A 15111-nucleotide genomic window follows, 5' to 3' on the forward strand; every position below is an offset into this window, starting at 1 on the left:
TGATTGTTCTTGTCTTGCGCTGCGCCTTACTTTTCCCACACGAGCTTGTTCCAGGTCACGCCTAAAGTCACGTCCGTCTTGAGCGCGACTAACTTTCTTGAAAGATACAGTATTTCCCGCTCTTTTCGCAGGCTTTCGCCCAGCGCACCGGGCAAAATCCCTGCGCCGGCCATCACGGCGTCGATATTGCCGTAGCCGCGCAACAGTTTCGCGCCCGTTTTCAAGCCGATCTTCGACACGCCGGGGATGCTGTCGGTGACGTCGCCCATCAGCGCCAGCAAGTCGGGCAACAGTTCCGGCGGCACGCCGAACTTTTTCTCGACCCAGGCGCGGTCGTGCCAGATACCCTTGAAATGGTCCCACACCAGCGCGCCGTGGGCGATCAAGCCATGCAGATCCTTGTCGGTGGTAGCGATGACGGCGGCGCCGCGCCCCTCGTGCAGCCAGCGCATGACGGCCGTGCCGATCACGTCGTCGGCCTCGACCTCGGGAATGCTGACCACATGCATGCCGAAGCTGGCCAGGGTGGCGTAAAAGCCGGGCAAGGCGTCGCGCAGCACTTGGGGCATGGGTTGGCGCCCTTCGCGGTAACCGGCATACAGGGCGTGGCGCCAGGTCGGGCCACCAAAGTCGAAGGCCGGCAGGATGTGCGTCGGCTCGTGGTCGTTGATGAGCGTGCGGAACGACGACAGCGCGTGGCGCAGCGCGATCTCCGCCTTCAGGTCGGAATCGGGTTCAGGACTGGCTTCGTAGACGCGGCGTACGATATTCAAGCCGTCGATAGCGAGGAGTCTGGCCATGCGGTAAGTAGATACTGGTTGAATCGGGCATTTTACCGTATGGTTCCCCGCACATCGGCCTTGAATGCCCCTTATTTGGCGAAATCGTAGGGCCCGCCACGTTCGAGCGCCCGCCGGTAGGCGGGCCGCGCGTGGATGCGCTGCAGGAACGCCGTCAGCTTCGGCAGGCGCTCGTCGAGTCCGCCGCGCATGGCGGCCGCCTCCAGCGGAAAGCTCATCTGGATGTCGGCTGCCGTGAATTCATTGCCGGCAAACCATTTGGCATTCTCCAGCTCCGCTTCCATGTAGGCCAGTTGGCTGTTGATATTGGGCAGGATGAAGCTGCTCTTGACCTTGCTGGCGATGCCGCGCGCGATCGGCTTGACGAAAAACGGCATGGGCGACGATTCGACCTTGTCGAAAACCAGCTTCATCAGCAGCGGCGGCATGGCCGAGCCTTCCGCGAAATGCAGCCAGTAAGTCCAGCGCAGCTTCTCCGGCGTGCCCGCCGCCGGGATCAATCGGCCATTGCCATAGCGCTCGACCAGGTAATCGATGATGGCGCCCGATTCCGCGATGGTGTGGGCGCCATCCGTGATCACGGGCGACTTGCCCAGAGGATGGACGGCTTTCAAGGAAGCGGGCGCCAGCATGGTTTTCGGGTCGCGCTGGTAGCGCTTGACCTCGTAGTCGAGGCCCAGTTCCTCGAGCAGCCAAAGCACGCGCTGCGAGCGCGAATTGTTCAGATGGTGGACGACGATCATGGTGTTTCCCGTTAGGCGATGGTTGAGTTCCAGTATAGCCGGGACAGCCGGATCGGGCAGCGCATGAAGATATGCAAAAAGAAATTGCGAAAAACAGTATTTTCAATTGATAACTTTTCAATCTTCCCTTATCTTGTTTTGTTTCCAATAAGTAAGGAAACCCTCTGTGGATTTCGACACAAACAACACCACGCCCCAGCGCGAAGCCATTACCTTCAGCGCCACCGGCAGCGAATACTTCCGTATCTGGATCGTCAACCTGTTGCTGAGCATCGTCACCCTGGGCATTTACTCGGCCTGGGCCAAGGTGCGCCGCAACCGCTATTTCTATTCCAGCACCCACCTGGCCGGCAGCAGCTTCGAATATCACGGCAATGCGGTCGCCATCCTGAAAGGCCGCATCGCGGCGGTGGTGCTGATCGGCGGCTACAACATCGCCCTGCGTGTCTCGCCCATCGTGGGCCTGCTGATGTTCGTGCTGCTGGCCGCCATCCTGCCCTGGCTGGTATGGAAAAGCCTGCAGTTCAAGCTGTACAACACCAGCTACCGGGGCATACGCTTCGGTTTCGGCGGCAGCGCCAAGGAAGCCTACAAATACTTCCTGTGGCTGCCCATCCTGAATACCTTCACGGCAGGCTTGATGACGCCGTTCCTGCACCAGCGCCTGAAGCGCTTCCAGCACACGCAAAGCCGCTTCGGCACCAGCCAGTTCAGCTTTGACGCCACGGTCGGCAGCTTTTACAAGACCTACCTGCTGTTCTTCGCGCTGCTGCTGGGCGGCCTGCTGGTGCTCATTTTCGTCGTCTTCGGCAGCGTGTTTGCCTCGTTTGCGGCCCATGCCAACGACGCCACCAAGGTCGGCAGCCTGATGTTTGCCATCGGCGCCCTGTATCTGTGGGCGTTTACCGTGCTGCCCCTGTTCCTGACCATGATCCAGAATCTGATCTGGAACCACACGCGCTTGCAGCAGCACCAGTTCCAGTCGCAACTGACCTGGGGCCGCACCACCTTCATCATGCTGACCAACCTGCTGGGCGTGGTCGTCACGCTGGGCCTGTTCGCGCCATTCGCCCACGTGCGCTGGCTGAAGTACCGCCTGGAATCGACGTCGATGCTGGTGCACGGCAGCCTGGACGAGTTTGTCGCCGCCACGGGCCAGCAAGTGTCAGCCACGGGCGAAGGCATGGCCGACCTGCTGGACTTCGACCTGTCGATGTAAGCAATGAACGCCAACACGCAAGAAGACCACGCCGCTCTGGCCGCCCGCTATTTCGACGGCCAGAGTTCGCGCCTGTACCACGTGACACTGTCCGTGCGCGATGGCGTGGCCATGCTGGCGGGCGACATCGAGCGCAGCTGTCCGCTGGGCGAGCTGCACGTGTCAGAACGCAGCAGCCACGCCGTGCGCAAGGTCAGCTTTCCCGACGGCGCCTACCTGGAGATCGCCGACCAGGCGGCCTTCAACACATTGCTGCATGACACGGGCCACCGCGACGGCTGGGTGGTGCGGCTGCAGCAAAGCTGGCGCGGTGCCCTGCTGGCCACGGTGGCCACCGTGCTGGCCCTGTGGCTCAGCTATCAGTACCTGCTGCCGGTCGTGGCGAGAGGCATCGCCTATGCGATTCCTCAGTCCGTCGAGCGCCAGTTGGGCCAGGGCGTGCTCGATTTCCTCGACGGCCACGTGTTTGCGCCAAGTCAACTCGATGCGGCGCGCCAGCAAGCCTTGCGCAGCCAGTTCGCGCGCCTGTCCACGCCCGGCGACAGCACGCCCGCGCACCGCATCGTTTTCCGCAAGAGCAAGATCGGTCCCAACGCGTTTGCCCTGCCGTCGGGCGACATTGTGCTGACCGATGAAATGGTGGAACTGCTGCCGGACGACCAGGCCATCATGGGTGTGCTGGCGCATGAGCTGGGCCATTTACAGCAGCGCCACCTGACGCGGCGCATCATCCAGACCTCGGCCGTGGGCGCCGGCGCGGCACTGCTGTTCGGCGACGTGTCGACGGTGGTGGCAACCGTGCCGCCGCTGCTGCTGGACTTGAAGTATTCGCGCGATGTCGAACGCGACGCGGACGACTACGCGATCGCCATGCTGCGCCAGAACGGCATTGCGCTGGAACACCTGGCGCAAGTGTTTGTCGCCCTGGGCAAGCTGGACCAGGGCACGCCGTATTTGTCGAGCCATCCGGCCAGCACTGAACGCATCGCACGCATTAGAGCAGCACAGCGCTAAGCACCTCACGCGGCGCCTCTGGGCGCCGCGTTCTTTCCCACCAGCACGTTCCGTGAATCGAAGGTAGACTCGGCAGTATCAGTCTGACTTCACCGGAGTGCCCATGCACCTAGTACCATTTCGCTACCTGACCTTCATTGCGACGGCCGCCATCTTTGTCCTGTCCCTGTTTTACTATGACCATTACTGGCTGCCCCTGCTGGCCGGTGCGCTGACCCTGGTCGGCATCAGCGACCTGCTGCAAACCAAGCGCGCGCTGCGCCGCAACTACCCCATCCTCGCGCATTTCCGCTTTTTCTTCGAGAGCATCCGCCCGGAAATCCGCCAGTATTTCCTGGAAAGCGACAGCGAGGCGACGCCGTTTTCGCGCAGCCAGCGCAGCATCGTCTACCAGCGCGCCAAGGAGCAGACGGACAAGCGCCCGTTTGGCACCCAGATCGACGTGTATGCAGCGGGCTATGAATGGATCAACCATTCCATCGCCCCCGCCAAGGTCACGGGCCACGATTTCCGCATCGAGATCGGCAACCACCCGGACTGCCCGCGCACCAAACCGTATTCGGCCAGCGTCTTCAATATCTCGGCGATGAGCTTTGGCGCCCTGTCGGCCAACGCCATCCTGGCCCTGAACGGCGGCGCGCGCAGCGGCGGCTTCATGCACGACACGGGCGAAGGCAGCATCAGCCCCTACCACCGCGAAAACGGCGGCGACCTGGTATGGGAAATCGGCTCAGGCTATTTCGGCTGCCGCAACCAGGACGGCACGTTTTCCGAAGAACGCTTCATCGCCAACGCCAGCTCCGAGCAGGTGAAAATGATCGAACTGAAAATGTCGCAGGGCGCCAAGCCGGGCCACGGCGGCGTGCTGCCCGGCCCGAAAGTGACGATCGAAATCGCCACCACGCGCGGCGTGATGGTGGGCGAAGATTGCGTCTCGCCGGCCGCGCACAGCGCCTTTTCCACGCCGCTGGAAATGCTGCACTTTATCGACCGCCTGCGCAATCTCTCGGGTGGCAAGCCGACGGGCTTCAAGCTGGCCATCGGCCATCCGTGGGAGTTTTTCGCCATCGTCAAGGCCATGCTGGCCACCGGCATCACGCCCGACTTCATCGTCGTCGATGGCAGCGAAGGCGGCACGGGCGCGGCGCCCCTGGAATTTACCGACCATGTGGGTACGCCCCTGCAGGAAGCGCTGGTGCTCGTGCATAACACCCTGGTGGGCGCCAACCTGCGCGACCGGATCAAGATCGGCTGCTCGGGCAAGATCATCACGGCCTTCGACATCGCCCGCTTGCTGGCGCTGGGCGCCGACTGGTGCAATTCTGCGCGCGGCTTCATGTTCGCGCTGGGCTGCATCCAGTCGCAAAGCTGCCACACGGACCGCTGTCCCACGGGCGTGGCCACGCAAGACCCGCAGCGCCAGCGCGCGCTGGTGGTGCCGGACAAGATCGCCCGCGTGGCGCACTTCCACCAGAACACCATGAAGGCGCTGGCAGAACTGATCGCCGCCGCCGGCCTGGCACACCCGCAGGAACTGCGTCCGCACCACCTGGTGCGGCGCATCTCGCCGAATCAGGTGAAACTGGCGTCGGCCCTGCTGCCCTTCCTGGACGCGGGCCAGCTACTTGACCCGAGCCAGCTGCCGCAGCTGCCGCCCGTGTTCGGCCTGTACTGGCCCAAAGCCCAGGCGGTATCGTTCCAGCGCCTGGACTGAGCCCTGCATTGCGCAAGTGGAGCAATACCACTTAATAACCACTTGCGCAAAAACCTGAATCCAATACAATACCAAAACAAATACAAAACGCAGGCAGCTTTTCCGGTGATCGCCACGGTGCATCATCACGGTGCCACAATACGTATGCCATCATCAACATGAAGACCGGAGGAGTTGCAGCATGGAGCAGGGTTTGCGCGAGAAAGTAGGACAGTTGTTCATGGTGGGCTTCGATGCCCTGCAGGCGGACGAGCATATCAAGACCTTGATACGCCAAAAGAAGGTGGGTGGCGTGATCCTGTTCCGCCGCAACGTGCACACGCCCGCGCAAGTGTCAGCCCTGTGCCGCGAGCTGCAGGAAATCAACGCGGAAGTATCCGACGCGCCGCTGCTCATCGCCATCGACCAGGAAGGCGGCATGGTGATGCGCATCGAGCAGGGCGTCACGCCGATTCCCGCCGCGATGGCCTTCCAGGCGGCCGGTTCCGTGGAAGATTGCGAACGCATGAACCAGATCAGCGGCGATGAAATGCGCCAGGTGGGCATCAACCTGCTGCTCGCGCCCGTGCTGGACGTGAACAACAACCGCAACAACCCCGTCATCGGCGTGCGCGCATATGGCGAGGATGCCGCCACCGTCATCGACTACGGCATGGCGGCCATGCGCGGCCAGCGCGCCAGCGGCGTGGCGGTGACAGCCAAGCACTTCCCCGGCCACGGCGACACGGCCATCGACACGCATTACGCCATGGCGCTGGTGCCGCACGACAAGGAACGCCTGCGCGCCGTGGAACTGGCGCCGTTCCGCGCAGCCATCGCCGGCGGCGTGGATGCCATCATGACGGCGCACGTGGTCTTTCCCGCTTTTGAGGCCGATACCAGCGTGCCGGCCACCCTGTCGAAAGGCGTGCTGACGGACCTGCTGCGCGGCGAGATGGGTTACAAGGGCGTGGTCATCACCGACTGCCTGGAAATGGCGGCCATCGCCGACGGCATCGGCATCGCCCAGGGCGCCATCGCCACCCTGCAGGCAGGCGCCGACATCGTCCTCATCTCGCACCGCGAAGCGCAGCAGACGGCGGCCATCGACGCCGTCATCGCCGCCGTGGAGCGCGGTGACATTGCGATCTCCCGCATCGACGCGGCTTGTGCGCGCGTGGCTGAACTCAAGCGCAACCGCGCCGTGCGCGACTGGCGCAACCGCCCCGTCGCCCCGCCGGCGCTGATGCAGCCGGCCGCCATGGCCCTGTCGCAGCTGCTGCAAAAGACCGCCTTGCGCGTGCAGGGCGAGTACCGCGCGCTGGACGCCAGCCTGCCCGTGACCCTGCTGACGGTGGAAGTGCGTTCGCGCAGCGAAATCGATGAAGTGGCGCTGGGCCGCAACAAGGAAGCCCGCAGCTCGATGCTGCCGGCGCTGCTCGAAGCGGGCCTGGACGTGCGCGAATACGCCTTGTCGGCCGAAGCGCTGGACGAAGAGGTCAACGAGGCGATCGCCTTTGCGCAAGGCGCGCAGCAAATCGTGCTGCAAACGTATAACGCCATGTTCGTCGACGGCCAGCGCCGCCTGGTCGAGGCCCTGCCGCAAGATAAACTGTGGCTGGTGGCGGGCCGCCTGCCCTATGACCTGGACTTGGCGCCGCACGCGCAAGGCCGCCTGGCAGCCTTCGGCTGCCGCCCGGCCGCGCTGGTGCCGGTCGTCGACAAGCTGGCAGGCAAGGCGTAAAGCCACGCCGCCCTCCTGCACCTGCCGGGCATTGCCCGGCATTTTTTATGCCGCGTCGCAATCGAAGCGCACGCCCGTCATCTGCTCGCTCAGCATCCATAGCCGGCGCGCCTGCGCGGGATCAACGGCCCAGCGCCGCACGCCCGGCCCCGTGCTGTCGTCCGCCACCAGGGCAGCGATATCGCAATCCTCGCAATACACGCCGCCCATGCCCTCAAGCTGCGCGCTGGTGGCGCACCAGACGGCCGTGGCCGCGCCCTGCGCCACATTCTTGAAACCCGACTGCGGCGGCGGATTCACCTGGCCCTGTTCATCAAGCGCACCCACGCGGCGCATGTCATCCGGGTCCAGGTGGCGCAGCAGCGGCGTCAGGATGGCGCCCGGATGCAGCGAGAAGGCGCGTACGCCGTGCGCAGCAGCGCGCCGGTCCAGCTCCACGGCAAACAGGGCGTTAGCGCTTTTCGACTGCGCATATGCGCGCCACTTGTCGTACGGCTGATGCAGGAAATGCGGGTCGTACAGGTCGACGCCTGCCTGCCGGTGTCCCAGCGAAGACACGTACACCACGCGCGCACCCTGCGCCCGCCGCAAGGCCGGCCACAAACGCGCCGTCAGCTGGAAATGCCCCAGGTGATTCGTCGCGAACTGCGCCTCGTAGCCACGCGCATCGCGCAGCAGGGGCGTGGCCATGATGCCGGCGCCATTCACCAGCACGTGCAGGGCGCGGCCGGAGGCAAGATAGGCGTCGGCAAAGCTGTCGATGGTCTGCGGATCGAGCAGGTCGAGCGTGGCGATCTCCACGCCTGCCATGCCATGCAAGGCCGCTTGCGCCTGATGCGGATCGCGCGCCGGTACCAGCACCGTGGCACCGGCGCCGGCCAGCACGCGTACCGTTTCCAGCCCCAGGCCCGAATAGCCACCCGTGACGATGGCCTGCACGCCGGACAGGTCGCGCCCGGCCAGCGCTTCGGTGGCGGTGGTCGCCGCGCCAAAACCGGAGTGAAGGGGAATTTGCCTGTGATCGCTGTATGTCATGTCTGCCTCTGCATGTGGGTGGCCAGCGCGGGGCGGCTGGCGACATGGCTATTTTGCGTGGGCTTTCCTGGACTGTGAATGGCGTAAAATCTCTAATACTGTCGCAATCGTCCAGAACTGGAACCACACCATGGATTTGCTCTCCGATGTACTGTCGCTGCTCGACACGCGCAGCTCGCATTTTGCCGGCCTGAAGGCGGGCGGCGACTGGGCCGTCGACTTTCCGCCGCCGGACGGCATCAAATTCAACGCCGTGCTCGAGGGCGGCTGCTGGCTGACAGTCGCAGGCATCGACGCTCCCGTGCAGCTGCAGACTGGCGACTGCTTCCTGCTGGCGCCGGGGCGCGCGTTTACCCTGGCCAGCAGACCAGGCTTGCCGGCGGTCCCGGCGCTGCAGGTGTACCAGGACGCACAGCAGGGCGTGGCCCGCCACGGCGCACCGCAGCACGATTTTTTCCTCATCGGCGGACGTTTCAGCTTTGGCGACGAGGCGGCCATCCTGCTCGACTGCCTGCCGCCGCTGCTGCACCTGCGCGGCGATACGGACCAGGCCAGCGTGCTGCACTGGACCTTGCAGCGGCTGGCGCAGGAATTGCAGGCGACGGCACCCGGCGCGGCGCTGATGACGCGCCACCTGGGCCACATGATGCTGCTGCAGGTACTGCGCCAGTATCTGGCCGAGCAGGACTCGCACCCGGCAGGCTGGCTGTTTGCGCTGGCAGATGGCAGGCTGCGCGCCGCCATCGAAGCCATGCATGCGCAGCCGGCCCACCGCTGGACCTTGCTGCAACTGGCCGCCGTCGCGGGACAGTCGCGCTCCGCCTTTGCCCTGCACTTCAAGAGCAAGGTGGGGGTGGCGCCGCTCGATTACCTGCTGCGCTGGCGCATGCGCCTGGCCGTGCGGCGCCTGAAGGACAGCAGCGCGCCCGTCGCCTCGATCGCGCAGGCGCTGGGCTATGATTCCGACAGCGCCTTCAGCCACGCCTTCAAGCGCGTCATGGCATGCTCGCCGCGCCAGTACCGGCTGCGCCACACGGGCGCGCAGGCGTAAAAAAACCCGCAGCAGCGGGTTTTTTGACATTCAGGGCTGCGTGACGGGCGGCAAGGCTGCCACTGCCAGCAAGGCAAACGGCCCGAGGAACAGGCCGATGCCGAACCAGAGTCCACCGTGGCGGCCGCGCCGGCTGGCCAGCAGCCAGGACGCAATCGCAAACAAAAACATGAAGATCAACAGTATCGCCATTGCCACTCCTTGCCATGCGGAAAGCCCAGTGTAGCCCACCGGCGCGCCCGTGGCCAGACGTACATCAATCCTGGCGCTGCACCTGCATCAGGATCACGCGCTTGCTGCTGCCATCGGCCGGCGGCGTGGCGGACGGCGGCGGCGGGCTGTCGCAGGAACCGCAGGAGCCGCAACCGCTGCCGCAGCCCGGCGCCACCTTGAACAAGGCTGACATCTTCGCCTCATCGAGGCCGCAGCGCACCAGGCCACGCACGATGGCGCGGCGCACGCCCGCCGGCAGGTATTTGGTCGAAAAATGCAGCAGCGCGGCTGCGACGATCAGGGCGACGATAATGGTTTGCCACATGGTGTGCTCCTAGGCGCCCAGCATCAGGGCGACGCGATACGTGATGAACGAAGCGGCGTAAGCCAGCGCGAACATGTAGCCAGCCATCAGCAGCGGATAGCGCCAGCCGCCCGTTTCCCGTTTCACCACGGAGAGGGTCGACAGGCACTGCGGCGCGAACACATACCAGGCCAGCAAGGAGAGCGCGGTGGCCATCGACCACGAATGAGCGATCAGCGGCTCCAGGGTCGAGGCCAGCGCGTCGCCCGTTTGCGACAGCGCATACACGGTACCCAGCGCGCCGACGGCCACTTCGCGCGCCGCCATGCCCGGCACCAGCGCGATGCAGATCTGCCAGTTAAAACCGATGGGCGCGAAGATCACTTCCAGGCCGCGGCCCAGGATGCCGGCCAGGCTGTAATAGATCGGCGGATGGATCGCGTTGTCCGGCGCGCCGGGGAAGGTGCTGAGGAACCACAGGATGATCATCAGGCTCAGGATGATGGTACCAACGCGCGTCAGGAAGATCTTCGCGCGCTCCCACAGGCTGACGGCCAGGTTGCGCAGGTGCGGCCAGTGGTAGGCCGGCAGTTCCAGCATCAGCGGCTGGTTGCCGCGCACGCCCATGCCGCGCTTCATGACCCAGGCCACGGCCATGGCCGAGATGATGCCGGCGAAGTACAGGACAAACAGCACCAGGCCTTGCAGGCTCAGATAGCCCCACACTTCGCGCTGCGGGATGAAGGCGGCGATGATCAGCGCATACACGGGCAAACGCGCCGAACACGTCATCAGCGGCGCGATCATGATAGTGACCAGGCGGTCGCGCGGGTTCTGGATGGTGCGCGCCGCCATCACGCCGGGAATGGCGCAGGCAAAGCTCGACAGCAGCGGAATGAAGGCGCGACCCGACAGGCCCACGCCGCCCATCAGGCGGTCCAGCAAGAAGGCCGCGCGCGGCAGGTAGCCGCAGTCTTCCAGGCTCAGGATAAAGAAGAACAGAATCAGGATTTGCGGCAGGAATACCAGCACGCTGCCGACGCCGCCGATGATGCCCTCCACCAGCAAGCTCTTCAGGTGGCCATCGGGCATGTTCGCCGTCAGCAGGGCGCCCAGGCGGCCCACGCCATCGGTGATCATTTCCATCGGCGTGGCGGCCCAGGCAAACACGGCCTGGAAGATCAGGAACATCAGCACGGCCAGGATGATGGGGCCGAACACGGGGTGCAGCACCACGTCGTCGATTTTTTCCGTCAGGTTGCCCGTGTCACTGGTGTCATTGCTGACGGCGGCCAGGATGCGGCGCACTTCGCGCTGGGTTTCTTCGACGCTGACGGCATCGATGGCCGCCAGCGGTTTCGCTTCCACTGCCGGCAGCGGCAGCATGGCGTCGATGGCGCCCAACAAAGCTTTTTCACCATCGTGCTGCACCGCGACGGTTTCCACCACGGGCATGCCCAGTTCCTGCGACAGCCTGAACGTGTCGATCAGCATGCCGCGCTTGCGCGCCACGTCCGTCATGTTCAGCGCCAGCAGCATGGGCAAGCCCAGGCGCTTGACTTCCAGCACCAGGCGCAAGTTCAGGCGCAAGTTGGTGGCATCGACCACGCAGATGATGGCGTCCGGGCGCGGGTCGCCCTTGCGCAATCCCCCCACCACATCGCGCGTGATGGCTTCGTCGGGCGTGGTGGCGGACAGGCTGTAGGCCCCCGGCAAATCGAGCAGGCGCACGGGTTTGCCGGCGGGCGAGGTGAAATGGCCTTCCTTGCGCTCGATGGTCACGCCGGCGTAGTTCGCCACTTTCTGGCGCGCGCCCGTCAGACGGTTGAACAGGGCGGTCTTGCCGCAGTTCGGATTGCCCAGCAAGGCAATTTGTGGCTGATGCGGCGGTTTGTGCACGCCCGCATCGACGATAGTTTCGACAGCACCCATGGTTATACCGGTTGAAGCAGCGGTTGAATCGTGATCAGCGCCGCTTCGAAGCGGCGCAGTGCGAACGTGGCATTGCCGACCTTGATGGCCAGCGGATCGCCGCCGGGAATGCCGCGCTTGAGCATGCGGAGTCGTTCGCCGGGAACGAATCCCAGCTCCATCAAGCGGCGAGCGAGGTCGACGCCGTCTTCCGCCTGTCCTGCCGTGTGGGGCGTGATATGCAACACCGTGCCGCTCTGGCCGACTGCCAGCGCGTCGAGCGTCATCAAGGGTGGAACTAGAGTCATGAGCAAATTCCGTTCAAATTAAGAACACCGGGACAAACTGCTGCGCGTGGCGCATGCCCTGGGTGTTGTGAGGTAAAACGCAACTGTTGCGCATTACCGACAAGCGGCCTTTCAAACTGTCCAGACGGCGACCGTCCGAGACAATACCAGCATTATAAACATGAATGCGAATTGTTTTTATTTAGCCCGGAGAGTGGCCCCTGTCAAGGGCTACGCCATTCGCGTGAAGGGCATATCAACACGCCACACCAGGCCGCCAAGCGCCGCACACTTGATCAAAATCGCTTGCATTGTCCCCCGCTTTGCGCGACAATGAAACGTAATGATAATGATTCTCATTAAAACACTAGCAACAATGCTTCTCAGCACTAGTGTCTGTCCATCCTCCAGCCAGAAGGTGCATCAATGATTGTATGTGTCTGCAACAACATATCTGATCGTGAAATCCGTCAAGCCGTCGATCTTGGCCTGTCCAGCATGGCCGAACTGCGCCGCGACTTGGGCGTGGCCACCTGCTGCGGCAAATGCCATACCTGCGCGCGGGAAGTGCTGAACGATCACCTGAACGCCACGGTAGTGCTGCAAGAAACCGTATTGATGCGAGCTGTACTGACAAACTAAAGAAAGCGATGAACGCCATGACGATGATGCCCCCGCCCGTAACGGTGCAGGCCGTGCAACAATTTGCCGACTTCGACAAGAAGCGCAACAAGTTCGCGCCGCTGATGGCCATCGTTGTCCTGCATATCGCCGGCTTTTACGCCATCCAGAGCGGCTTGCTGAGCCGCGTCGTCACGGCGGCCATGCCGACCATCACCACCATCAGCATCATCGCCCCGCCGGCGCCGCCCAAGCCACCGGCACCGTCGGTGCCAAAAACCGTGGAATTGAGCGCCCCCGTGCCGCGCGCCGTGATCCCGCCGCTGCCGCTGATCGCCGTGGCGCCGAGCGAACCGACCATCACGCCGCCGCAGCCGACGCGCGCCGAAGCGGCACCCGTGGCCACTGCCGCGCCGACGGCGCCATCGACACCGTCGCCGACGCCACCGGCGCCGTCAACGCCGCGCACCGTCAGCAGCGTCGAATACATCAAGGCACCGCAACTGATCTATCCGAATTTGTCGCGCCGCCTGGGCGAAAGCGGCACCGTGGTGCTGCGCATCCTGATCAATGAAAAGGGTTTGCCCGAGCAAATCCTGATCCATAAATCGACCGGCTACGGCAACCTCGATGAAGCGGGCCGCCAGGCAGCGCAGCGCGCGCTGTTCAAGCCCATGATCGAAAACGGCAAGCCTGTCCCCGTCTACGTTTTAGTACCGCTGACCTTCCAACTGAGCTAGCCTTCCGGCGGCCACGGCGCCGCTGCCAGCCCGCAAGCACCGCAGCAATGCCCTGCTTGCTTTTTTGCGCCCTGTTTTCTGTACCAGTCAAGCAACTGCTTGTTTCAGTCTGCCAGCCTACATCCCCGGGCCAGGCAGACTTTTTTTTTGCGCCCTACATCTCCGCCCACATCCGCAGCAGGTTGTGATAGTGGCCCGTCAAGCCCACCGTCGCGGGCGAATCGCCGTGCTCGCCGCGCACGCTCTGGATGTTCTGATCGAGCTCGAACAGCATGCTGCGCTTCCAGTCCTCGCGCACCATGCTTTGCGTCCACAGGAAAGAGCAGATGCGCTCGCCGCTGGTGACGGGCAGCACCTGATGCACGCTGCTCGACGGATACACGATCACGTCGCCGGCCGGCAGTTTCACTTCATGCGTGCCGTAAGAATCGACCACCACCAGCTCGCCGCCTTCGTACTCGTCCGGCTCGCTCAGGAAGACGGTCGACGAGACGTCGGCGCGCATCGACTGCATGCCGTTTTTCGGCGTACGGATGGCGCCGTCGATATGCAGACCATAGTGCTCGCCGCCCGCATAGCTGTTGAAAAATGGCGGCAGGATGCGCAGCGGCAGCACGGCGGCAAAGAACAGCGGGTTGGCCATCAGCGCGCGGCTGACGATCTCGCCCAGCTCCAGCGCCAGCGGCGAACCCTCGGCCAGTTGGCGGTTGCGCTTGACTTGCGCCCCTTGCGCGCCGACGCTGGCGCGCCCGTCGACCCAGTCCGTCTGCGCCAGGCGCTGGCGAAACTGCGTCACCTGTTCCGGCGTCAGCACGCCGGGTATATGCAGCATCATCTTGCTATCCTTTGTAGAGAGTTCCCCACTGATTATCGCATCGCCGCCAGCGGCCAAGAATACGTAAAGGCAAGAATGACGCAAACATTTTGCGCCGTTTCCACACGACAGCCCAGGCCCGCTGAACATGCGCGACAGACTGCATGAACGCGAATGAGAATGGCCTGCATTTTCCTTAACAAATAAAAAACGGAAAAGTGTGACAATCCATTTGAGAATGGGTTTTATTCGCACGATATTTACGTTAAAAAGACGGAAAAACACCGTTTCGCAGCAAAAACCGCCCATATTTTGCGCTATCATGCGGGCATAACGAAACCGGCAACCTGCGCGCCACCAGGCAGCCAACGCCACCCGGCAGTGAACGCCAGCAGCCTCCGGTTTCATCATCGAACGCGACACAGAACAAAGGACATCCCATGAAGGGCGATAAAGAAGTCATCCGCATGCTCAACGCACAGCTCACCAACGAACTGTCGGCCATCAACCAGTACTTCTTGCATGCGCGCATGTACAAGCACTGGGGCCTGGAAAAGCTGGGCAAGAAAGAATACGAAGAATCGATCGGCGAAATGAAACACGCCGACAAACTGATCGACCGCATCCTGATGCTCGACGGCCTGCCTAACCTGCAAGCGCTGCACAAGCTGCTGATCGGCGAGAACACGCCGGAAATGCTGGAATGCGACTTGAAGCTGGAACGCGCCGCGCACGCCACCGTCAAGGAAGGCATCGCCATCAGCGAAAAAGCGGGCGACTACGTCTCGCGCGACCTGTTCCTGATGATCCTGGAAGACACGGAAGAACATATTGACTGGCTCGAAACGCAGATCGACCTGATCGCCAAAGTCGGCATCCAGAACTACCTGCAAAGCCAGATGGCGATTGAAGAGTAATTTCT

16 protein-coding genes are annotated in these 15111 nt (G+C 63.4%); 8 read left to right on the forward strand and 8 right to left on the reverse strand.

The window, feature by feature from the left end; genetic code table 11:
• Nucleotides 1–26: 26 nt before the first annotated feature.
• Nucleotides 27–800, reverse strand: a complete 774-nt coding sequence (locus tag ACQ4W0_RS02370; RefSeq protein ID WP_071075219.1) for a 5'-3' exonuclease — start codon at nt 798–800, stop codon at nt 27–29.
• 71 nt (nt 801–871) lie between these two features.
• Nucleotides 872–1543, reverse strand: coding sequence for a glutathione S-transferase (locus ACQ4W0_RS02375; RefSeq protein WP_436575312.1), 672 nt, complete (start codon nt 1541–1543; stop codon nt 872–874).
• Between the two features lie 166 nt (nt 1544–1709).
• Here ACQ4W0_RS02375 and ACQ4W0_RS02380 point away from each other — a divergent pair, with 166 nt between their 5' ends.
• The 4 genes from ACQ4W0_RS02380 (at nt 1710) to nagZ (ending at nt 7213) form a co-directional block, all read left to right on the forward strand.
• Nucleotides 1710–2762: a YjgN family protein gene (locus ACQ4W0_RS02380; protein WP_436575313.1), complete on the forward strand. Its 1053-nt coding sequence runs from the start codon at nt 1710–1712 to the stop codon at nt 2760–2762.
• A 3-nt stretch (nt 2763–2765) separates the two neighbouring features.
• Entirely contained in the window at nt 2766–3776 is a 1011-nt protein-coding gene (locus ACQ4W0_RS02385; protein WP_436575314.1) for a M48 family metallopeptidase, read from the forward strand.
• Between the two features lie 103 nt (nt 3777–3879).
• Nucleotides 3880–5490: an FMN-binding glutamate synthase family protein gene (locus ACQ4W0_RS02390; protein WP_436575315.1), complete on the forward strand. Its 1611-nt coding sequence runs from the start codon at nt 3880–3882 to the stop codon at nt 5488–5490.
• Between the two features lie 181 nt (nt 5491–5671).
• Entirely contained in the window at nt 5672–7213 is a 1542-nt protein-coding gene (gene nagZ / locus ACQ4W0_RS02395) for a beta-N-acetylhexosaminidase (RefSeq protein ID WP_436575316.1), read from the forward strand.
• A gap of 45 nt (nt 7214–7258) precedes the next feature.
• On the opposite strand, the gene ACQ4W0_RS02400 is transcribed toward nagZ, so the two are convergent.
• Nucleotides 7259–8248: an oxidoreductase gene (locus ACQ4W0_RS02400; protein ID WP_436575317.1), complete on the reverse strand. Its 990-nt coding sequence runs from the start codon at nt 8246–8248 to the stop codon at nt 7259–7261.
• Nucleotides 8249–8378: 130 nt separating this feature from the next.
• Between ACQ4W0_RS02400 and ACQ4W0_RS02405 the strand changes: the two genes are divergently transcribed.
• Nucleotides 8379–9299 carry an AraC family transcriptional regulator gene (locus ACQ4W0_RS02405; RefSeq protein WP_436575318.1) on the forward strand — a complete coding sequence of 307 codons (921 nt, stop codon included), beginning with the start codon at nt 8379–8381 and terminating at the stop codon, nt 9297–9299.
• Nucleotides 9300–9329: 30 nt separating this feature from the next.
• Here ACQ4W0_RS02405 and ACQ4W0_RS02410 read toward each other — a convergent pair whose 3' ends face one another.
• The 4 genes from ACQ4W0_RS02410 to ACQ4W0_RS02425 form a co-directional block, all read right to left on the reverse strand.
• Nucleotides 9330–9491, reverse strand: coding sequence for a hypothetical protein (locus ACQ4W0_RS02410; protein ID WP_436550706.1), 162 nt, complete (start codon nt 9489–9491; stop codon nt 9330–9332).
• Nucleotides 9492–9555: 64 nt separating this feature from the next.
• Nucleotides 9556–9837, reverse strand: coding sequence for a DUF6587 family protein (locus ACQ4W0_RS02415; protein WP_436575319.1), 282 nt, complete (start codon nt 9835–9837; stop codon nt 9556–9558).
• Nucleotides 9838–9846: 9 nt separating this feature from the next.
• Complete coding sequence (feoB, locus tag ACQ4W0_RS02420; RefSeq protein ID WP_436575320.1) at nt 9847–11748, reverse strand: ferrous iron transporter B; 1902 nt, start codon at nt 11746–11748, stop codon at nt 9847–9849.
• 2 nt (nt 11749–11750) lie between these two features.
• Nucleotides 11751–12035 (reverse strand): FeoA family protein, encoded by a 285-nt coding sequence (locus ACQ4W0_RS02425; RefSeq protein ID WP_436575321.1) that lies wholly within the window; start codon nt 12033–12035, stop codon nt 11751–11753.
• Nucleotides 12036–12440: 405 nt separating this feature from the next.
• Between ACQ4W0_RS02425 and ACQ4W0_RS02430 the strand changes: the two genes are divergently transcribed.
• Both ACQ4W0_RS02430 and ACQ4W0_RS02435 read left to right on the forward strand, forming a co-directional pair.
• Nucleotides 12441–12656 (forward strand): (2Fe-2S)-binding protein, encoded by a 216-nt coding sequence (locus ACQ4W0_RS02430; RefSeq protein WP_131387646.1) that lies wholly within the window; start codon nt 12441–12443, stop codon nt 12654–12656.
• Between the two features lie 17 nt (nt 12657–12673).
• The gene (locus tag ACQ4W0_RS02435) at nt 12674–13375 is read left to right on the forward strand and encodes an energy transducer TonB (RefSeq protein ID WP_077409313.1); all 702 of its coding nucleotides are present in this window, start codon (nt 12674–12676) and stop codon (nt 13373–13375) included.
• A 154-nt stretch (nt 13376–13529) separates the two neighbouring features.
• Here ACQ4W0_RS02435 and ACQ4W0_RS02440 read toward each other — a convergent pair whose 3' ends face one another.
• Nucleotides 13530–14210: a Fe2+-dependent dioxygenase gene (locus tag ACQ4W0_RS02440; RefSeq protein ID WP_436534288.1), complete on the reverse strand. Its 681-nt coding sequence runs from the start codon at nt 14208–14210 to the stop codon at nt 13530–13532.
• Nucleotides 14211–14629: 419 nt separating this feature from the next.
• Here ACQ4W0_RS02440 and bfr point away from each other — a divergent pair, with 419 nt between their 5' ends.
• Complete coding sequence (bfr, locus tag ACQ4W0_RS02445; RefSeq protein WP_034745609.1) at nt 14630–15106, forward strand: bacterioferritin; 477 nt, start codon at nt 14630–14632, stop codon at nt 15104–15106.
• Nucleotides 15107–15111: the final 5 nt, after the last annotated feature.

Source organism: Janthinobacterium breve (genome assembly GCF_051380895.1).
Taxonomy (GTDB): domain Bacteria; phylum Pseudomonadota; class Gammaproteobacteria; order Burkholderiales; family Burkholderiaceae_D; genus Janthinobacterium.